Source organism: Streptomyces sp. NPDC029151 (assembly GCF_055564315.1).
In genome coordinates, this window is the sequence record NZ_JBVHWQ010000003.1 from 508,167 (window position 1) to 526,908 (window position 18,742).

17 protein-coding genes are annotated in these 18,742 nt (G+C 73.7%); 10 read left to right on the top strand and 7 right to left on the bottom strand.

All coding sequences use genetic code 11. The features are described 5' to 3' along the window. The first annotated feature begins 117 nt into the window (after nt 1-117). Nucleotides 118-1,044 carry a sirohydrochlorin chelatase gene (locus tag ACZ4VF_RS15270; protein ID WP_467926252.1) on the top strand — a complete coding sequence of 309 codons (927 nt, stop codon included), beginning with the start codon at nt 118-120 and terminating at the stop codon, nt 1,042-1,044. A gap of 241 nt (nt 1,045-1,285) precedes the next feature. On the opposite strand, the gene ACZ4VF_RS15275 is transcribed toward ACZ4VF_RS15270, so the two are convergent. Next, the gene (locus ACZ4VF_RS15275) at nt 1,286-2,323 is read right to left on the bottom strand and encodes a lactonase family protein (RefSeq protein ID WP_467926254.1); all 1,038 of its coding nucleotides are present in this window, start codon (nt 2,321-2,323) and stop codon (nt 1,286-1,288) included. Between the two features lie 168 nt (nt 2,324-2,491). Beyond that, nucleotides 2,492-3,982: an FUSC family protein gene (locus ACZ4VF_RS15280; RefSeq protein ID WP_467926255.1), complete on the bottom strand. Its 1,491-nt coding sequence runs from the start codon at nt 3,980-3,982 to the stop codon at nt 2,492-2,494. A gap of 238 nt (nt 3,983-4,220) precedes the next feature. Between ACZ4VF_RS15280 and ACZ4VF_RS15285 the strand changes: the two genes are divergently transcribed. The 4 genes from ACZ4VF_RS15285 (at nt 4,221) to ACZ4VF_RS15300 (ending at nt 7,434) form a co-directional block, all read left to right on the top strand. After that, nucleotides 4,221-4,697, top strand: a complete 477-nt coding sequence (locus tag ACZ4VF_RS15285) for an Lrp/AsnC family transcriptional regulator (RefSeq protein WP_467926256.1) — start codon at nt 4,221-4,223, stop codon at nt 4,695-4,697. Between the two features lie 20 nt (nt 4,698-4,717). Further along, nucleotides 4,718-5,407, top strand: a complete 690-nt coding sequence (locus ACZ4VF_RS15290; RefSeq protein ID WP_467926258.1) for an HAD family hydrolase — start codon at nt 4,718-4,720, stop codon at nt 5,405-5,407. 261 nt (nt 5,408-5,668) lie between these two features. Beyond that, nucleotides 5,669-5,818 carry a hypothetical protein gene (locus ACZ4VF_RS15295; protein ID WP_467926259.1) on the top strand — a complete coding sequence of 50 codons (150 nt, stop codon included), beginning with the start codon at nt 5,669-5,671 and terminating at the stop codon, nt 5,816-5,818. 116 nt (nt 5,819-5,934) lie between these two features. Further along, the gene (locus tag ACZ4VF_RS15300) at nt 5,935-7,434 is read left to right on the top strand and encodes an MFS transporter (RefSeq protein WP_467926260.1); all 1,500 of its coding nucleotides are present in this window, start codon (nt 5,935-5,937) and stop codon (nt 7,432-7,434) included. Nucleotides 7,435-7,477: 43 nt separating this feature from the next. Here ACZ4VF_RS15300 and ACZ4VF_RS15305 read toward each other — a convergent pair whose 3' ends face one another. After that, a complete protein-coding gene (locus ACZ4VF_RS15305) occupies nt 7,478-8,284 on the bottom strand; it encodes a LysR family substrate-binding domain-containing protein (protein WP_467926262.1) in 807 nt (268 codons plus the stop codon). 84 nt (nt 8,285-8,368) lie between these two features. Between ACZ4VF_RS15305 and ACZ4VF_RS15310 the strand changes: the two genes are divergently transcribed. Continuing rightward, the gene (locus ACZ4VF_RS15310; RefSeq protein WP_467926263.1) at nt 8,369-8,767 is read left to right on the top strand and encodes a DUF5997 family protein; all 399 of its coding nucleotides are present in this window, start codon (nt 8,369-8,371) and stop codon (nt 8,765-8,767) included. A 392-nt stretch (nt 8,768-9,159) separates the two neighbouring features. Next, nucleotides 9,160-9,948, top strand: a complete 789-nt coding sequence (locus tag ACZ4VF_RS15315; protein ID WP_467926582.1) for a helix-turn-helix transcriptional regulator — start codon at nt 9,160-9,162, stop codon at nt 9,946-9,948. A gap of 28 nt (nt 9,949-9,976) precedes the next feature. Here ACZ4VF_RS15315 and ACZ4VF_RS15320 read toward each other — a convergent pair whose 3' ends face one another. Further along, nucleotides 9,977-10,399, bottom strand: a complete 423-nt coding sequence (locus tag ACZ4VF_RS15320) for a secondary thiamine-phosphate synthase enzyme YjbQ (protein ID WP_467926264.1) — start codon at nt 10,397-10,399, stop codon at nt 9,977-9,979. Nucleotides 10,400-10,687: 288 nt separating this feature from the next. On the opposite strand from ACZ4VF_RS15320, the gene ACZ4VF_RS15325 reads away from it, so the two are divergent. After that, nucleotides 10,688-11,764 carry an NAD(P)-binding domain-containing protein gene (locus ACZ4VF_RS15325; RefSeq protein WP_467926265.1) on the top strand — a complete coding sequence of 359 codons (1,077 nt, stop codon included), beginning with the start codon at nt 10,688-10,690 and terminating at the stop codon, nt 11,762-11,764. Between the two features lie 12 nt (nt 11,765-11,776). Here the strand turns inward: ACZ4VF_RS15325 and mltG are convergent, their stop codons facing one another. Then, nucleotides 11,777-12,688: an endolytic transglycosylase MltG gene (gene mltG, locus ACZ4VF_RS15330; protein WP_467926267.1), complete on the bottom strand. Its 912-nt coding sequence runs from the start codon at nt 12,686-12,688 to the stop codon at nt 11,777-11,779. 43 nt (nt 12,689-12,731) lie between these two features. Continuing rightward, nucleotides 12,732-14,534 (bottom strand): ABC transporter ATP-binding protein, encoded by a 1,803-nt coding sequence (locus ACZ4VF_RS15335; RefSeq protein ID WP_467926268.1) that lies wholly within the window; start codon nt 14,532-14,534, stop codon nt 12,732-12,734. A 114-nt stretch (nt 14,535-14,648) separates the two neighbouring features. On the opposite strand from ACZ4VF_RS15335, the gene ACZ4VF_RS15340 reads away from it, so the two are divergent. Beyond that, a complete protein-coding gene (locus tag ACZ4VF_RS15340) occupies nt 14,649-15,116 on the top strand; it encodes a MarR family winged helix-turn-helix transcriptional regulator (protein ID WP_467926269.1) in 468 nt (155 codons plus the stop codon). 69 nt (nt 15,117-15,185) lie between these two features. Here the strand turns inward: ACZ4VF_RS15340 and ACZ4VF_RS15345 are convergent, their stop codons facing one another. Continuing rightward, nucleotides 15,186-16,799, bottom strand: coding sequence for a peptide-N4-asparagine amidase (locus tag ACZ4VF_RS15345; RefSeq protein ID WP_467926270.1), 1,614 nt, complete (start codon nt 16,797-16,799; stop codon nt 15,186-15,188). 146 nt (nt 16,800-16,945) lie between these two features. Between ACZ4VF_RS15345 and ACZ4VF_RS15350 the strand changes: the two genes are divergently transcribed. After that, nucleotides 16,946-18,475 (top strand): M1 family metallopeptidase, encoded by a 1,530-nt coding sequence (locus ACZ4VF_RS15350; RefSeq protein WP_467926272.1) that lies wholly within the window; start codon nt 16,946-16,948, stop codon nt 18,473-18,475. The last annotated feature ends 267 nt before the right edge of the window (nt 18,476-18,742 follow it).

An 18,742-nucleotide genomic window follows, 5' to 3' on the forward strand; every position in this document is an offset into this window, starting at 1 on the left:
CACGTGCCCGGAACATGTGTCTTCACCACGTAACTCATCAGACAAAACCGGACGGATACCGCTCACCTGCACCCTCCCCGAACGTCGGAGGCGGGTAAGCCAGTAACATGCGGCGCCATGAGCTCCCCCACTGGACCCGCGTCCGGCCTGCCCGTACGAATGCCGCGACCCCGCCAGCCCGGACGGCACCGCCGCCCGGAACCGCTGGTGGCTCCCGAGGGCGCGCCCGCGCTCGTCCTCGCGGTGCCCGGTGTGCCCAGCACCACCACGCGCAGCCTCGCCGAGGAGGTCGTGAGCATCGCCCGCTCCGAGCTGCCCGGTCTCGACGCCCGGATCGGGTACCTGGACGGGGACGACTCCGAGTTCCCGGCGCTCCGTTCCGTGCTGGCCCGTGCCGCCGACGAGCGCACCGCCCGGTACGAGCAGGCCGTCGCCGCGGGGATCGAGGGGATCAAGGAGCCCGACGGCCCGGTCGCGGTCGTCGTCCCGCTGCTGGCCGGCCCGGACAGCTCGCTGCTGCGCCAGATCCGTCAGTCCGTGATGGACAGCCGGGTCGCCGCCGAGCTGACCGACGCCCTCGGCCCGCACCCGCTGCTCGCCGAGGCGCTGCACGTGCGGCTGTCCGAGGCGGGCCTGGCCCGCGCCGACCGCGCGCGGCTGTTCACCGTGGCGACCGCGGCGGACGGCATCATCCTGGCCTCCGTGGGCGGCGAGGAGGCCGTGCAGGCGGCCGGGATCACCGGCATGCTGCTCGCCGCGCGCCTGGCCGTGCCGGTGATGGCCGCGGCCCTGGACCAGGAGGGCTCCATCGCCTCCGTGGCGGAGCAGCTGCGGTCCGCGGGCTCGCAGCAGCTGGCCCTGGCGCCGTACCTGATCGGCCCGGAGATCGACCCGGCGCTGTCGGCCGCGGCGGCCGAGGAGGCGGGCTGCTCCACGGCCGAGCCGCTCGGCGCGTACCCGGCGATCGGCAAGCTCGCGCTCGCCAAGTACACGACGGCGCTGGGCATCTCCCCGCAGCAGCCGCAGGGCGCACCGGTCCGCTGACGCCCGCGGCCCCGGGCCTCGGTCCGGGCGTCCGGTATCCGCACGACACAGGGCCCGCCCCCGTCCCGGGGCGGGCCCTTCGCCTTGCCCGGCAGCCGCGGCCCGGTCGGTCGTACGGGTTCGGCCGCGCCCTGGTGGTCGTACCGGGGCCGGCCGCGCCAGCGGCGGTCGTACCGGACGCAGCCCCCAGCCCCGGCACCAACCCCCGTCAGCGCCCCTTTCCGCGCCCCTTTCCGCCGGGTCAGCCGAAGACGACGCAGGAGGCCGCGGTGACCCGTACGGAGCCGTCGTAGCGGGGCGTGCCCGTCGTCCGGTCCACGGCGAACCAGGTCACGTCGCCGGAGCGTTCGTTGGCCGCGTAGAGGAAGCCGTCGTGTTGGGCCAGCGCGCGCGGCCAGTGCCCGCCGCAGGGCACGGTCCCGGTGAGCCGGAGGCCGTCCGGCTCGACGGCGAGGACCGAGAGCACGTCCTCGCCGCGGGTGGCGGTCCACACGAAGCGGCCGTCGGGTGACACGACGATCCCCGAGGGGTAGGCGTCGCCGGCCGGTGCGCCGGGCAGCACGGGGACCTCGGTGAGCGGCTTGAGCAAGCCGCTCGCGGCGTCCCAGCGGCACACGGTGACGGTGGGCGTCAGCTCGTTGACCACGTACGCGTGCGCGCCGTCGGGGTGGAAGGCCAGGTGGCGCGGGCCCGAGCCGGGGCGCAGGGCGAACTCGCGGTGCAGGGCGGGGCTGCCGTCCTCCAGGACGCACACCCGCACGGAGTCCGTGCCGAGATCCACGCTGACCGCCCACCGCCCGCTGGGGTCGGCCTGCACCTGGTGGGCGTGCGGGCCGCGCTGGCGCCGGTCGTGCGGGCCGGAGCCGGTGTGCTGGAGCCGTCCGGAGGGCGCGCCGGCGAGGGCACCGTCCGGACGTACGGGGACGGCGGTGACGCTGCCGCAGCCGTAGTTGGCGGTCAGCACGTGCCCGGCGTACAGGCCGAGGTGGGTGGGGCTGCTGCCGGCCACCGGGACGGGCGTGCCGGCGGGTTCGGGCCGGTCACCGGTGACGCGGTAGGCGGCCACGGCGCCCTCGGCGGTCTCGCTGACCGCGTAGAGGGTGCCACCGTCCGGCGAGAGGGCCAGGTAGGAGGGGTCGGGCAGGTCCTGCACGGCGGTGCCGAGGGTGAGGGCGCCGGTGTCCGGGGCGACCTCCGCGGTCACCAGGCCGGGGCCGCCCGCCGCCGTGAACGATCCGATGAACGCCCGGCGCCTGCCCGCCCTGCCGTCCTGTCCCACCGCTGTCCCCTCTCGGTCGAGTCGCCCGTGGAGCCGGTCCGGGGCCGACGGTAGCAGTCGGCCGACGGCGGTCTAGACCAAAAGGGGGATGCTGGGGACGGTTCACCGGCGAACCGGCGCGTTCACTTCCCGTGACGCGCCGTTCCCGCCCGCCCCCGGTCAGGCGATTCAGGCGCCCACCAGCCGCGATCCCGACGGCGTCCGGAGCGGTTCCGCGAGGTCGGCGAGGGCGCGTTCCAGGCCGTGCAGATGGGCGAGGGCGGGTTCGGCGGGCGGTTCCGCGGCACCCTGGAGGGGTTCGGCACGGCCCGTGGTGAGGGCCTCCACGGCTGCCTCCACGCGCCAGCAGGCGGCGGCGAGGCGGGCGTCGTGGGAGGCCACCGGGTCGGCGGCGACCGTGACCAGGCCACGGATCTCGCGGGCGCAGTCGTCGAGCAGCGCCAGGACCCGGCGGGCTCGCGCCTTGCGCGCCGGCATCGGGTTCAGCGGGTGCACCAGCGGGGCCACCGACAGCCGTACCCGGCCGAGCAGCTGCTCGAGTTCGGCCACGCGCGGCGCGGGGTCGGCGGTGGCGGAGCCGGCCAGGCGGGCGGCCGCCTCGGCCGTGCACGCGTGCACGCAGCGCAGGGCGCGCTGGATCCAGGCGTCGGTGGTGGCGTGCGTGGTGACCGGCAGCACGAACAGGACGGCGAGGGCGGCGCCGAGCGCCCCGACGCCGGTCTCGGCGAGCCGCAGCGCGAGCAGTCCGGGACTGAGGACGCCGAGGAGGCCGTAGAGCAGTTCGGCGAGCAGGGTGACGCAGAGCATCATCCAGGTGTAGGAGACGGCGGCCGTGTAGAAGATGCCGAAGACGGCGACCGCGACGAGGACGGCCGTCGGCACGGGCGCGCCGTGCAGGGGGACGGCGACGAGGAAGCCCAGGCAGATGCCGATCACGGTGCCGAGGACCCGGCGGAAGCCGCGGACCAGCGTCTCGCCGCGCGAGGCGGTGTTGACGAAGATCCACCAGGTGGCGCCGACGGCCCAGTACCAGCGCTGTCCCGACACCAGCTGGCCCACGACGAGCGCGAACCCGGCGCCCGCGGTGGCCTGGACCGCCTGCCGGGTGGTCACGCGCAGCAGCCCGGTCCCGGCGGGCGGGGCGGGTACGGCGGGCGGGGGGAGCCGGCGCTCGTAGCACCACAGGCCGAACCGGACGGCGGCGGCGGTGAGCACGGAGAGCAGCACGGCGGCGTACAGCTCGGGCAGCCGGTCCGGGGTGGCGTGCAGGAACTGGGCCACGAAGAAGGTCATGAAGGCGAACACACCGAGGCTGTGCCCGCGCGGGCCCCACCGTCGGGCGTAGACGCCGGCGCCGACGACGGCCAGGAAGGTGAGGTCGCGGGCGACGGGGTGGGCATGCAGCTCGGCCGCGGCGGCCAGCACCGGAACGCCCACCGCGGGCAGCAGGGCGGTGGTGACCGCCTGCCCGCGCACGGTGGGGTCGGTGACGGTGAACAGGGCGAGCAGCGCGGCGAGGCCGCCGGTGACCGTACCGGCGAGGGAGTGTCCGGCGAGTGCGCAGACCACGACCGCCGACCCGATGCCGAGGACGGCCCGCGCGGCGAAGCGCAACCGCGCCCGCCCTGGGTCCGGAGCCACGAACATCCTCTTCAGCACTGCTGCCCTCCCCTGGGTACACGGGTACACCGGCACAGAAAAGGCGCCGCGGGGATCCGCAGCGCCATCGACACGCCCATGAGAGCATCACCGGGGTCACTGGCTCAAGTGTGCCCGCAATCATTGGTCCATTGGCCCAGCATCGACGGGGCACCGGCAGCCGCGGGAATGCCAACGGACCAGGTCGGACGGCAGGCACCCCTCGGGAGGTGCTGAGCCATTGGTACAGTCGTCCATCATGGCCGTGGACGAACTCGACACCCGCATCCTGCGACTCCTCCTGGAGCAGCCGCGCACCAGCGTGCGCGAGTACGCGCGCATCCTCGGGGTGGCCCGCGGCACGCTGCAGGCCCGGCTGGACCGGATGGAACGGGACGGCGTGATCACCGGAACGGGCCCCTCCCTCTCCCCCGCCGCGCTGGGACATCCGGTGCTGGCGTTCGTGCACATCGAGGTCACCCAGGGCCATCTGGACGACGTGGGGGACGCGCTGGCCGCCGTACCCGAGATCGTGGAGGCCTTCTCGATCACCGGTGGCGGGGACATGCTGGCGCGGGTGGTGGGGCGGGACAACGCCCATCTGGAGGACGTGATCCAGAAGCTGATCAGCCTTCCGGGCGTGGTGCGCACCCGCACGGAGGTGGCGCTGCGCGAGCGTGTCCCGTACCGGCTGCTGCCCCTGGTGGAGTCGGTCGGCCGGGCGGCCCGCGCCTGACGCTTGGCATCCTGGACGCCATGAGCGATCTCGGCACCCTCTCGGTCATCTTCGATCTCGACGGAACGCTGGTGGACAGCGAGCCGAACTACTACGAGGCGAGCCGACAGGTCCTGGCCGAGCACGGCGTGCCCGGGTTCACCTGGGAGGACCACGAGGGCTACGTCGGCATCAGCACCCGGGAGGCGGTGGCGATGTGGCGGGAGCGCTACGGCCTGCGCGTCCCGGCGGCGGAGCTGCTGGCCGCGACGAACCGCCGCTATCTGGAGCTGGCCCGCGCCCGCACGCGCGCGTACCCCGAGATGCGGGCCTTCGTGGAACTGCTGGCCGCCGAGAACGTCCCGATGGCGGTGGCCTCGGGTTCCTCCCCGGAGGCCATCGAGGCGATCCTGACGGGCACCGGCCTGGCCGCCCACCTGGACACGGCGGTCTCGGCCGACGAGGTCCCCCGCGGCAAGCCCGCCCCGGACGTCTTCCTGGAGGCGGCCCGCCGGCTCGGCGCGGACCCGGCCGACTGCGTGGTCCTGGAGGACGCGGCCCCCGGCGCGGCCGCCGCCCACGCGGCCGGCATGCGGTGCGTGGCGGTCCCGTACGTCCCCGCCCAGGCCGACGCCCCCGAGTTCACCACCGCGTCGCTGCTGCTGCGGGGCGGGCAGACCGAGTTCACGGCGCGGTCGGCGTACGCGTGGCTGCGGGACTCGGCCCGCTGAACCGCTCCCTACCCGCCTGGTCGGCCGCAGCCCCGCCACGTCGTACCTGGAGGCCCGCCTGTACGGCAACGCGGCGCTCTCCGGCGACCCGCTGCCCTCCCTGACCCCGGTCTCCGGCTCCCCGCAGCACCACACCCCGAACGGCACGGAGTTCCTTCCTTCCCGGAGGGCACCGAGGACCCGGCCCACGCGTACGTCCGCCGCAGCGAGCCCCGGGTCGCCGACCCGGCCCGCCCGGACGGGACCCCACCGCTCGACGCGGTGTGGGCGGGTGCACCCTTCCGGAGCAAGGGCGCGCTGGTCACCCGGGTGGGCAAGGTCGTGGACACCCGGGTGGCCGAGGGGCGGCTCGGGCGTGCGGCGGGCGACGCGGTGGCGCGTACGGCACGGCGGGCGACCTACGTGGAGTGAGCGGCTCCGGCATGGGTGGAGGAGGGGCCGGCGGGTGGCGGCGCGGCACCGCTTCCGGGAGGTGGCGCCCGGTGGCTCGCGTGGCGGGGGGAGCCGCGACTGCATAGCGTGACCCCATGAGCACAGTCCAGGCCCCACCCGCGCCCGACGCGCGGCGGTGGAAGGCGCTCGGGGTCTGTCTGGCCGCGGGATTCATCTCGCTCCTCGACACCTCGATCGTGAACGTCGCGCTGCCCTCCCTGGAGCACGGGCTGGGGGCCTCGGAGGCGGTCCAGTCATGGGTGGTCTCCGGGTACGCCCTCACCTTCGGGCTCGCGCTGGTCCCGGCGGGCCGGCTGGGCGACATGCGCGGCCGGCGCCAGGCCTTCCTGATCGGGCTCGCCCTGTTCACGGTGGCCTCGCTGGCGTGCGGCCTCGCGGCCGGGCCCGGCTGGCTGGTGGTGTTCCGGCTGATCCAGGGCACGGCCGCGGGCATGGTCGCGCCGCAGACCTCCGGACTGATCCAGCAGATGTTCCAGGGTGCCGAGCGGGCCAAGGCGTTCGGCGTGCTCGGCACGGTCATCGGGGTGTCGACGGCGACGGGCCCCCTCGCGGGCGGTCTGCTGATCGACGCCGTCGGCACCGACGACGGCTGGCGCTGGGTGTTCTTCGTCAATCTGCCGATCGGCGTGGCCGCGTTCGCCGCCGGGCTCCGGCTGCTGCCCCGCTACCCGGCGGCGGGCAGGCAGGAGGAGTTCGACCTGTTCGGGGTGCTGCTCCTCGGCTCGGGCGTGTTCGCGCTCATGCTGCCCCTGGTGCAGGAGCAGCAGTGGCCCGGACGGGAGAAGTGGGCGCTGGTGCCCGTGGCCCTGGTGCTGCTCGGCGCGTTCTGGGCGTGGGAGAAACGGATGGGGCGGCAGGGGCGCGCTCCCCTGGTGGACCTGGAGCTGTTCTCCCTGCGCTCCTTCACGCTCGGCGCGCTGATCAGCCTCGCCTACTTCGCGGGTTTCACCACCGTCTTCTTCCTCTACGCCCTGTACCTGCAGAACGGCCTCGGCTACAGCGCGCTGGCCTCGGGGCTCACCGTCCTGCCCTTCGCGGCGGCCTCCGCGGTCGGGGCCGCCGCCGGTGGCCGGCTGGTGGTGCGCTTCGGCCGCAAGCTGGTCGTCATCGGTCTCGGCGGGGTCGCGCTGGGACTGCTCGGCGTGATGGCGGCGGTGCAGCTGGTGCCCGGGCCGAACCTGGGCTGGGCGTCGGCGCTGCCGCTGCTCGTCGGCGGTATCGGGTCCGGCATGACGGTCTCCCCGAACACCACCCTCACCCTCACCCGGGTCCCGGTCCACCGCGCGGGTGCGGCCGGGGGCGTGCTGCAGACGGGCCAGCGGGTCGGCTCGGCGGCCGGCATCGCGGTGGTGGGCTCGGTGTACTTCGCCCACCTCGCCAACCACGGCCGCACCGACACGGCGATGCAGCTCGGGTTGCTCTCCGCGGTGGGCATCATCGTGGTCGCGCTCGTACTGGCGGTCGCCGACCTGCGGGAACGACACGTGCGTCCGGAGCCCGAGAGGGCCGCGGAGACCGTCGGCCGCGGTGCCGCGGAGGGTGGCGCCGAGGGGGCGGTGCGGCCCGGAGCGTGAGCGACCGGGCGCGGGTCCGCCGACGTGTCCTCGCCGGGCGGGCTCACGACCTCCGGCGCGGTTTGCCCCGCTGGGCGGGCTTGGCGGATCTGTTGCCGCCCGTGCGGGCGCCCGCCGTGCGGCCGGCCGGTTTCCCGGACGCCTTGCCCTGCGACTTCGCCGCCGACTTGCCCTGCGCCTTGCCCTGCGTCTTGCCCTGCGCCTTCGTCTGCGACGGGTCGGCCTGCGAGGACGCCGTGGTACGGCCCCTGGTGCTGTTGACGGTGCGTCCGCGGACGATGCCGATGAAGTCCTCCACCAGATCGGTGGTGGCCTCCTCCGGCCAGGACAGGGCGACGCTCGACTGGGGCGCGTCGGCGACCGGGCGGTAGGTGAGGTCCCGGCGGTGGTACAGGCGGGCCAGGGACTGCGGGACGACCAGCAGGCCGACGTTCGCCGCCACCAGCTCGACGGCGTCCGCGGTGGTGGCGGGCCGCTCGAAGGCCGGTTCGCCCGGCGGAGCCGCCCAGTCGAAGACGTCGTCCAGGGGGTGGAAGAGCACCTCGTCGGCGAGGTCGGCCAGGGTGACCTCCTCCGCCGCCGTGATCAGGTGGTCCTTGGGCACGACCACCACGGTGGTCTCGGTGTACAGCGGGATCGCGCTGAGGAAACTCCGGTCGACCGGCAGCCGTACGAGGCCCGCGTCGGCCTCCCCCGCGCGCAGCACCTGGGGCGCCTCGGCGGCCGGGACCTGGACGAGGGTGAGCGGGATGCCGGGCAGGCGCTCGTTCCAGGTCTTCACCCACTTGGCGGGCGTCACCCCGGGAACGTACGCGAGCCGGAACGACGGTGAATCCTCCGAGCCTGTCACCAGGCCAGGTTACCGGCCGCCGCCGGAGCCCTCCGCCACCGGCCGTGGTCGGGCCCCCGGCACACGGCCGATACCCTTGACGTCATGAAGTCGCAGCAGAGCACCCAGACGATGAAGCCCGCGACCGCGGCGAAGAAGCTGGGTGTGTACCTCCCCGCCACCCCCGCCTCCTTCCAGGAGGGTGTGGTCTCGCGCGCCGAGCTGAACGAGCTGCAGGCCAACCCGCCGGAGTGGCTGCGCGAGCTGCGGGCCAACGGTCCCCACCCCCGTCCGGTGGTGGCCGCCAAGCTGGGCGTGTCCATCGCCGGCCTCGCCCGGGCCGGGGTCACCGAGGCGCTGACCACCGAGCAGATCGAGGCGCTCAAGCAGGAGCGGCCCGAGTGGCTGGAGAAGGAGCGCGCCACCCAGGCCGAGGTCCGCAAGGAGTCCGTGCGGCTGAAGAACCTGAAGAAGGAGAAGGAGAGCGGCGCCGAGCGCGGCTGATCCTTCGCCGTCCCGACGCCCTCCGGCTCCACCCGGGGGGCGTCGTCGGTTCTCCCGCGGGTCCGCCGAGCGGAGACCCCGGGAGGGCGGAGCGGTGATCCGCTGCGAGGAGGGGGGCGGAGGTCCGCGGCGAACGCCGGGGCCGAGGCCCAGGGGAGAGGGCTGAGCGGTGGTCCGGGGAGAGGTGTGTCCGGCGACACCGGACGGGCCGCCGTTCCCCCGTGCCGGCGGCCCGTCGGGCGCGATGCGTCCGGTCAGGCCGGTGTCGCCGGTTGAAGTCTGCGACAGCGGGGGACCGCGGGGGTATGCGTACAAGTACGTACGCCGGCAGGGGGGACGGGTACGCAAGGCAACCGGAGGAACTCGTGCGGCTGGACAAGGCCTACGAGCGCATGACGACCGTCGCCGTGGCGGCACTGCACGAACGGGAACCCGAGCGGCTGTGGCCGCTGCTGGCCGGCACGCTGGCCGAGGTGTGCGGCGGTGAGGCGGTCATCCACAAGCTGGACGACTGGAGCGAGAGCCGGGGCACGCTGGGCACGGTGCCCGACGCGGCCGCCACGGAGCTGGCCCGGCTCAAAGACGCCGACCTGGGCCTGCTGCGCGCGGGGTACCCCTTCGCCGGGCACTACGGGCCCGGGACCGACCGTACGCCGGTCACCGCGCTCCGGGCGGTGGGCCGTACCTGGCCGGGCAGCCCGACGGCCCGCCTGCTGAGGGAGGTGCTGGACGTCGATCACGCGCTGGGCGTGCCGCTCCCGGGGAGCGCGGAACCGATCACCGGGTGCCTGGTGTACCGGGCCGGTGCGGACTTCACCGACGACCAGGTGGTGATGGCCGAGCGCGCCCAGCCCCTGCTGGCGGCGGTCGAGCGGCAGCGTCGTCTGCTGGAGGAGTGGCGGCGGGCGCTCCGTCCGGCCGGCGCCGCGGACCAGCGGGCGGCGGACTGCGCGCTCACCCCCCGCGAGACCGCCGTCCTGCTGCTGCTCACCGAAGCGCTCACCGCCGACGCGATCGGCCGCCGCCTCGGCATCTCGGTCCGCACGGTGCACAAGCACGTCGAGAACATCTACCGCAAACTGGGCACCCGTGATCGCGTCGGCACGGTGTTGCGCGCCCAGCGCCTCGGTCTGGTGCCGTCGCCGGATCCGGCTGAAGCCGCCTGGGCGAGCCCTTCCTGACCCGTCGGCCACCGATCCGGGCTGCGGCTCAGCCCAGGAAGCTCAGCCGGACCCGGCGGTCGGGATTGTCCTTGTTGGTGTCCACCAGGCACACCGACTGCCAGGTGCCCAGCTCCAGGCGTCCGCCGATCACCGGGAGGGTCGCGTGCGGCGGGACGATCGCGGGCAGCACGTGGTCGCGGCCGTGACCGGGGCTGCCGTGCCGGTGCTGCCAGCGGTCGTCGGCGGGGAGCAGGGTGTGCAGCGCCGCGAGGAGGTCGTCGTCACTGCCGGCGCCCGTCTCGATGACGGCGATGCCGGCGGTGGCGTGCGGCACGAAGATGTTGAGCAGGCCGTCGCGGCCGGCCGCCGCCGCCCGCAGGAAGTCCTCGCAGTCGCTGGTGAGGTCGACGACGCGTTCCCGGGTACCGGTGGACACGTTGAGCATGCGTGTGGTGAAGGCATCGGACATGCCCCCATCCTGACCCATACGCCGGTTTCCACACCCCCGTGGCGCTCGCGTTGTCCGATACGGGCCGCGGGTCGCCCCTCCCACGAGGCGCTGGCGACCAGCGCCGCTCCCATCCGGCCACGTTCGGCGGCCCGTTGCGTGCGGCCCCGCTCACCACGCGCGGTCACATCCGGCCCGTACGGCATCAGGGTCGCGTACCCGCAACCGGCCGACGCGCCCCCGCGTTCACCCCGGACAGGCCGACGCGCGGCCGGGAAGATCCGCACCCGGCTCCTTGTTGGTCGAGGCGTGAACGGAGTCCGTGAGGTCGAGGTTGTCGTCATCGGTGCCGGTCAGGCCGGCCTGGCCGCCGCCTACCACCTGCGGCGCACCGGCTTCGAGCCGGACCACGACATCGTGGTCCTCGACCACTCCCCCGGGCCGGGCGGCGCCTGGCAGTTCCGGTGGCCGTCGCTGACGTTCGGCAAGGTGCACGGGATGCACGCGCTGCCCTGCATGGAACTGACCGGCGCCGATCCGGCCCGCCCCTCGGCCGAGGTCGTCCGGGAGTACTTCGACCGGTACGAGCGCGCCTTCGACCTGCGGGTACGGCGCCCGGTGGACGTGCGCGCGGTACGCGAGGGCGACGGGGGGCGGCTGCTCGTCGAGACGTCGGACGGCAGCTGGGCGACGCGGGCGCTGATCAACGCGACCGGCACCTGGGACCGGCCGTTCTGGCCGCTCTACCCGGGCCGGGAGGCCTTCCGCGGACGCCAGTTGCACACCGCGCAGTACACCGGCCCCAAGGAGTTCGCCGGGCAGCGGGTCGTGGTCGTGGGCGGTGGGGCCTCGGGCACCCAGCACCTGCTGGAGCTGGCCCCCTACGCCGCCGCGACCACGTGGGTCACCCGGCGGCCCCCGGTCTTCCGCGAAGGGCCGTTCGACCAGGAAGCGGGCCGTGCGGCCGTCGCGCTGGTGGAGGAGCGGGTGCGCCAGGGGCTGCCGCCGCGCAGTGTGGTCTCGGTCACCGGGCTGCCCCTGAACGACGCCGTCCGGCAGGGTCTCGCGGACGGGGTCCTGGACCGGCAGCCGATGTTCGACCGGATCGTCCCGGACGGCGTGGAGTGGAAGGACGGCCGGCACGTGGCCGCCGACGTGGTCCTGTGGGCGACCGGGTTCCGGGCCGCGCTCGACCATCTCGCTCCGCTGCGGCTGCGCGAGCCGGGCGGCGGTATCCGGGTGGAGGGCACCCGCGCGGTCGCCGATCCGCGGATCCACCTGGTCGGCTACGGCCCTTCGGCCAGCACCATCGGGGCCAACCGGGCCGGGCGCGCGGCCGTCCGGGACATCAGGCGGCTGCTCGCCGAGGAGCCGGTCGCCGCGTGACGTCCCGTCGGCTCAGTTGCCCGACGGCTCCGGGGAGGCCGGGGACGAGCCCAGCGGGCCGCCGCTCGGCTGGGCGGTCGACGCGCCTTGGTGCAGGGCGTTGAACTCGGCCACGTTCCGCAGGTGCTCGTTGTAGCTCGCGGTGAAACGGGTGTCCCCGGGCGCGACCGTGACGAAGTACAGCCAGTCGCCGGGCGTCGGGTTGAGCGCGGCGCGCATCGCGTCCTCGCCGGGGCTGTCGATCGGCGTCGGCGGCAGCCCCATGCGCTGGTAGGAGTTGTACGGGCTCTCCGTCGGGGTGTCGCCCGTCCGGGTGGCGCCCTGGTCGCTGCCGACGGTGGTGCGGTTCAGCGCGTAGTGCAGCGTCGAGTCCATCTGCAGCGGCATTCCGCTGTTCAGCCGGTTGTAGATGACCCGGGCGACCTTGCCCATGTCCGCCTTCGTCGCGGCCTCGGCCTGGACGATGCTGGCGATGGTGACGGCCTGGTAGACGTTCATCGCGTTGCGCTGGGCGCCGGCCGCGACGGGTGCGCCGTTGAACTTCCTGTCCGCGGTGTCGACCATGAGCTGCAGCAGGGATTGCGGGGTCGCTCCTTTCGGGACGGGATACGTCGCCGGGAAGAGATAGCCCTCCGGGTCGCCCCCGGCCTCGTTCGGCAGCTTCAGGCCGGCCTTGTCGAGGGACTTGCGGGTGCTGCCCGGTGGCAGTGCGAGGACCTTGTCGATCGCGTCGTAGACCTGGTTCGCCCGCCAGCCCGCCGAGATCACCAGCAGGGCGGGTTTCGCCTGCTCACGGCCGGCCCCCAGCGTCAGCAGCGGCACCGCCACGGCGGTGCCGGCCACGACGGCGCCGCTCACGAGGACGGCAAGCCTGCCCCGGCGCGTCAGTCGGATTCTGCTCCGTGACGGAGTGTTCGTCTGCATGCGGGCACGGTAATACGCATATCGTCATAAACCCGGCATATGTTCAGTTTGTCGGTTGCAGTTGCGCGTCCCGGCGCACCAGGGCCGCGTACCGGCCGTCCCGCTCCAGGAGTTCCTCGTGCGTGCCGCGTTCGGCGACGCGTCCGGAGTCCAGCACCACGATCTGGTCGGCACCGCGGACGGTGGACAGACGGTGGGCGATGGTGATCGTCGTACGGTCGGCCGACAGCGCGTCGATGGCCTCCTGGACGGCGGCTTCCGTGCGGGTGTCGAGGGCGCTGGTCGCCTCGTCCAGGATGAGGACGGGCGGGTCCCTCAGGATCGTGCGGGCTATCGCCAGCCGCTGCTTCTCGCCTCCGGAGAAGCGGTGGCCGCGCTCGCCCACGACCGTGTCGTAGCCGTCCGGCAGGGCGGCTATGTGGTCGTGGATCTGCGCCGCCTTGGCCGCCGCGTGCAGTTCCTCGTCGGTGGCGTCCGGCTTGGCGAAGCGCAGGTTGTCGCCGACCGAGGCGTGGAAGAGGTACGTCTCCTGGGAGACCACACCGACCGCGCGCGCGAGGGTGTCGAAGTCGAGGTCGCGTACGTCGACTCCGTCCAGCGTGACCCGGCCGCCGGTGACGTCGTACAGGCGGGGCACCAGATAGCCGAGCGTGGACTTGCCGGCGCCGGTGGGGCCGACGACGGCGAGGCTGCCGCCGGCGGGCACGGTGAGGTCGACACCGTCGAGGACGGGTCCGCCCTTGTCGTCGTAGCGGAACCCGACGTCCTCGAAGCGGACTTCGCCCTTGATCCGGTCCAGGCGGACCGGCCGCTCGCGCTCGGTGATGTCGACGGGCAGGTCGAGGTATTCGAAGATGCGCTGGAAGAGCGCCAGCGAGGTCTGGATCTGGACGCCGGTCGCGAGCAGGCTCACGGCCGGGCGGAACAGGCCCTGCTGGAGCGAGACGAAGGCGACGATGGTGCCGAGGGAGACCTCGGGGCCGCCGATCCGGAGGGCCAGGCCGGCCGTCCAGTAGATGACGGCGGGCATCGCGGCCATGACGATCGTGATCACGGCCATGCGCCAGCGTCCGGCCATGTTCGACCTGACCTCCAGGTCGACCAGGCGCTCGGACTCCTGCGCGAAGGACGCGGTCAGCGAGTCGGCGCGGCCCATGGTGCGGCCGAGCAGGATGCCGCTGACCGAGAGCGACTCCGTGACCGTGGCCGCCATCGCGGCCATCTGTTTCTGCCGCTGGGTGGTGATCTTCTTGCGTTCGTTGCCGACGCGGCGGCTGATCCAGACGAACACCGGCAGCAGGAGCAGCGAGACGATCGTCAGACGCCAGTCCAGGGCGATCATCGCGACCACGGTGGCGACCACACTGGTGGCGTTGGACACCAGGGAGGTGGCGGTGGAGGTGACGGTGGCCTGCATGCCGCCGATGTCGTTGGCGATGCGGGACTGGACCTCCCCGGTGCGGGTGCGGGTGAAGAAGGCCAGGGACATGCGCTGCAGCCGGCCGTAGACCGCCGTGCGCAGGTCGTGCATGACCCGCTGGCCGACAGTGGTCGAGATCAGGGTCTGCAGCACGCCGAAGACGCTCGACAGGACGGCGCTGAGGATCATGCCGAGCGCGAGCAGGCTCAGCAGACCGGTGCGGCCCTGCGGGATCGCGACGTCGAGCGTCTCCTTCAGCAGGAACGGCGTGGCCACGGAGACCAGCGACGAGGCGCCGACGAGCAGGCCGACGACCGCCAGACGGCCGCGGTACGGGCGGAAGAGGCGCAGGATGCGGCGCACCTGCCGGGGCTGCTCGCCGGCGTCGGCAGGTGGGGTCCAGGAGGGTTCACGGTCGGGGTGCATGGGCTCCTACGGGAGGGACGGGCGCCGGCCGGGGAGCGGCCGACGATGCCGGAACGGATCGTAGCTCATTGTTACCTATACTCACAATGAACGGCATCCTGATATTGTTCCCGCATGACCACCCCCGATTCCGAGGGCCTGCTCGCCGAGCAGTTGCTGCGGCTCACCCGCCGGGTGCACCGCATCCAGAAGCGCCATCTGGAAGAGCGCGACCTGGGCGTCACCCCGGCCCAGTCCCGGCTGCTGCGCACCCTCGCGCACTACGCCTCGCCTCCGCGCATGGCCGACCTGGCCGAGCGCCTGGAGGTCGTGCCCCGGGCGGTGACGACGCTGGTCGACGGGCTGGAGGCGAGCGGAAAGGTGCGGCGGGTGGCGGATCCGGCGAACCGGCGCGTGACCCGGATCGAGCTGACGGACGAGGGGCGCGCGGCCCTGCGCGAACTGCGCGGTGCCCGCCACTCCGCCGCCGAGGAGATACTGGCGCCCCTGACGGAGAAGGAGCGCGAGGTGCTCGGCGTGCTGCTGGACACCCTGGTCGACGGGGACGCGGCCCAGCGCTGCCGGCCGGCGCGACCGGCTTGACCGGCGCGCGGGCGAGGGAGCATCCCCGGCGACCGAGAGCGCTGTTCGGCGCCCCTCTCACTGCCTGAATCAGCAGCGGCTGCGGTCCTCCGTCAGGATGCCCTGAACCGTGGTGAGAGTACGGTCGTGGCAGCCGTCCGAGCCGAGGAGGCGGTAGCGCTCGGTCGAGGTTCCGACCGCGTGCCGCCGGTCGCGCGGAACGTCGGTCGTGTACGCGGCGTCGCCGCCGTAGGTGTCGTCCAGCCGCGACCACACGGTGCGCCGGCCGCCCTCGCGGGTCACGGACTCCGCCCGGTCGCCGAGGGTCAGCACGGTGCGCAGCCGGTTGTCGGAGCCGAGGGTGACGGCGCCGTTCACGGTGTACGTCCGGTGCGTCCGCGTCGCCCGCGCGGGAGCGTGGCCGGCGATGGTCCTGACCGTCTCGTCGTCCGTCCAGCTCGCGTCGAGTCCGTCCGTGTTCTCGCCGTCGGTCCAGCGGTGGTCGGAGGTGTTGGCGAGCGCGCGGGTGACGGTGGTGGTCACGCGCCCGTGCGAGGTGTCGATGTACCCGGAGACGGTGAGCCGGTGCCCCGCCTCGGTGTGCGCCCGGTTCTCCGCGCCGGGCGTGAAGGTGGAGGAGTTGGCGGGATCCGTCGCCTTGTCCTCGGTGAGCGCGCCGGGGACGTGGGCGCGGTGCGGGTCCTGCCAGACCAGGACGTTCACCGGGGCGCTCCAGCCCGGCTGCCCCGCGGGCACACCGGCGACGGACACCTGCACGCGGTGCGGGCGCCCGTCGTTGAGGAGACCGGCGAAGGGGGTGAGGTCGTACTCGACGGGCCGGACGTCGAAGGCGCGCGGGGCCGGGACGACGTACCACAGGAAGGGGTTGGACCAGCCGCCCGTCCACACGTTCGGGAACGGCGCGGCGATGCCGGCCACCCGGCCGTCGACGCTGATCTGCACCTCGCGGTAGGGCCCGTGGTCGGCCTTGCACGAGTACGGCGCCGGGTCCGCCACGGTCAGGTACCAGAACTCCTCGCACCCCCCGCCCGAACCGGTCGCGTACACCTCGGCGACGATCCGTTCGCTGTTGCGCGGGGTGGTCAGCGTCGTGCCCGCGGGCGTGTCGGCGAGCGTGAGCACGCGGTCGGGGGCGGGGGCGGCGGGGCGGCCGGCGTAGAAGGTGAGGGTGACGTGGACGTCGATGACACCGGTGTACGTGTCGTCCACCACGTTGCCGATCAGCATCTCGACGTCCTGGGAGCGGCGGAAGGTGTCGGTGTAGCGGGTGACGTCCTTCTCCACGTGCCACTCGATGCCGTCGGGTGAGGGCTCCGGCGTGGAGGTGCGCAGGATCTCGACACCGCCGACGTGCAGGTAGCCGAGCCGGTCGTACTGACGGCCCTTCACCTTGCCGTCGAGGCGCAGCACGACCTTGCTCCAGCGCGCGCCGCAGCCCTTGGGCGGCGCGTACGCGCCGCGGTACGGCGTGAAGTCGCGGAACTGAACGTCGGCGAGGGTGACCTGGCAGGACCTGGTGTGCGGCCGCTCGACGGGCGGGGCCGCGGTCACCGGGTCGTGCCAGTCGGTGCCGAACTCGGCGGGGACCTCGGCGGCGTGGGCCGCCGGGGTCCCCGTGCCGAAGAGCGCGCTCACCAGGAGGGTCGCTCCCGCGAGCATGGACATGACCATCCGTCTTCTCATGGCCGGTGTTCTACGGGCAGACGGGCCGCCCCGCAATGACACCTCGACAGATCGGCGCGATGCGTACGGCCGCCACGCGCGCCGGACACCCGCCCACCGAACGGACATTTAATGATATAAGCGGATCATACTGGCATAGTGCGCTTATGGAGATCGCAAAGGGGTCACTCTCCCGCCGCGCGGCCCGCGCCCTCGCCCTCGCCGTGGCCGGCACGGGCGCGGTGACCGGTGCCGCCCTCGTCGCCGGCCTGCTGCCGCACGGGTCCGACGGTTCGCCCGCGCCCGGTCCCGCCGCCTCGCCGGGCCCGGCCCCGGCCCCCGGCGCACCCGGCATCGGCGACCCGCTGATGCCGCTCGCCGGCAACGGCGGCTACACCGTTCGCCGTTACACACTGGACTTCGACTGGCGGGCACCGCACACGCCCTTCGAGGCCGCCGCCACCCTCAAAGCCACCGCCACACAGGCGCTGTCCCGCTTCGACCTCGACTTCGCGGGCAACACGCTGCACCGCGTCACGGTCGACGGCGCACCGGCCACCGCCCGGCGCGACGGGGACGAACTCGTCGTCACCCCCGCGCGCCCGATCCCCCGCGGCGGCGCCTTCACCGTCCAGGTCGCCTACACCGCCGACCCGGCGCAGGGCCGGCACCGCGACGACGCGATCCAGGACTACGGCTGGGTCCCCACCGCCGACGGCACCCTGGTCTGCGCGCAGCCCGACGGGGCAAAGATGATCTTTCCTGCCGACGACCACCCGAGCCTGCGGGCACCGGTCACCTTCCACATCACCACCCCGCCGGGGCTCACCGCGGTGGCCAACGGGCGGCTCGTCTCCACCGTCCGGCGGCCCGACGGCCGCACCCGGTGGACGTACGACTCCGAGCAGCCGGTCGCCCCACAGCTGGTGCAGCTGGCGATCGGGAGGTTCACGTTCGTCGACAGCAGGGGCCCGCGCGGGCTGCCCGTCCGGGACGTGGTCGCGGACGGGCTGGTCACCGGCACCGAGGAGTACCGCTCGCTGACGCCGGAACACCTGGCCTGGCTGGAACGGCGACTCGGCCCGTACCCCTTCCCCCGCTACGGGGTGCTGGTCGGCGACACCGACCTGCCGGTGGCCCTGGAGACGCAGTCGCTCTCCGTCGTACCCCGGGACGACCTGCTGGGCGACCGCGTCGGCGCCGAACGCAATCTCGTCCACGAGCTGACGCACCATTGGACGGGTGACAGCGTCGCCATCCGCCGCTGGTCCGACCTGTGGCTGAGCGAGGGTCACGCCCGCTTCTACGAACGGCTGTACTCCGCCGAGCACGGCGGCGTGAGCCTGGAGTCCGCGATGCGGGACGCGTACGAGCAGCACGACCAGTGGCGGCACGACGAAGGAGCGCCCGCCGAGCCCACCGAGGAGACGCTCTTCAAGGTGATGCGCTACGACGGTTCGGCGCTGGTGCTCTTCGCGTTGCGGGAGAAGGTCGGCGAGGAGACCTTCGAGCGGATCGAGCGCGCCTGGGTGACCGAGTACCGGGGGCGCGCGGCCGGCACCCGGGACTTCGTCGCGCTCGCGTCCCGGATCGCCGGTGAAGACCTGACGCCCTTTCTGAATCCGTGGCTCCACGGCCCCCGCACACCGCCCATGCCGGGCCACCCCGACTGGCAGGTGGACCCGGTGGAGGACTGAGCGGCAGCCGGTCGCGCGTGGTTGCCCCGGGCAGCCGAGTCACTGCCGCCGACCGGGTGGCCTCTGCCGGACCGCTGGTCCACCCCGGTGACGCTCGCCACGACACGACGCTCGGGGCACGGAAACGTACAAGGGGTGGCACCACGGGCAACTCCTTCGCCCTGGTTGCGATCGAGCGTGGTTGGGAGAGCCTCTGCGATGAGAAGAAATGTTTCTGCACATGTCCCCGGTGCCATCCGCAGGTGCCGCCGCACGGCTTGTGTGATC

Bases quoted from the DNA above. Each gene is read 5' to 3' on its own strand.
- ACZ4VF_RS15270 (WP_467926252.1), top strand. From the start codon at position 118: ATGAGCTCCCCCACTGGACCCGCGTCCGGCCTGCCCGTACGAATGCCG.
- ACZ4VF_RS15285 (WP_467926256.1), top strand. From the start codon at position 4,221: ATGGCCGTGGACGAACTCGACACCCGCATCCTGCGACTCCTCCTGGAG.
- ACZ4VF_RS15290 (WP_467926258.1), top strand. From the start codon at position 4,718: ATGAGCGATCTCGGCACCCTCTCGGTCATCTTCGATCTCGACGGAACG.
- ACZ4VF_RS15300 (WP_467926260.1), top strand. From the start codon at position 5,935: ATGAGCACAGTCCAGGCCCCACCCGCGCCCGACGCGCGGCGGTGGAAG.
- ACZ4VF_RS15310 (WP_467926263.1), top strand. From the start codon at position 8,369: ATGAAGTCGCAGCAGAGCACCCAGACGATGAAGCCCGCGACCGCGGCG.
- ACZ4VF_RS15315 (WP_467926582.1), top strand. From the start codon at position 9,160: ATGACGACCGTCGCCGTGGCGGCACTGCACGAACGGGAACCCGAGCGG.
- ACZ4VF_RS15320 (WP_467926264.1), bottom strand. From the start codon at position 10,399: ATGTCCGATGCCTTCACCACACGCATGCTCAACGTGTCCACCGGTACC.
- mltG (WP_467926267.1), bottom strand. From the start codon at position 12,688: ATGCAGACGAACACTCCGTCACGGAGCAGAATCCGACTGACGCGCCGG.
- ACZ4VF_RS15335 (WP_467926268.1), bottom strand. From the start codon at position 14,534: ATGCACCCCGACCGTGAACCCTCCTGGACCCCACCTGCCGACGCCGGC.
- ACZ4VF_RS15340 (WP_467926269.1), top strand. From the start codon at position 14,649: ATGACCACCCCCGATTCCGAGGGCCTGCTCGCCGAGCAGTTGCTGCGG.
- ACZ4VF_RS15345 (WP_467926270.1), bottom strand. From the start codon at position 16,799: ATGAGAAGACGGATGGTCATGTCCATGCTCGCGGGAGCGACCCTCCTG.
- ACZ4VF_RS15350 (WP_467926272.1), top strand. From the start codon at position 16,946: ATGGAGATCGCAAAGGGGTCACTCTCCCGCCGCGCGGCCCGCGCCCTC.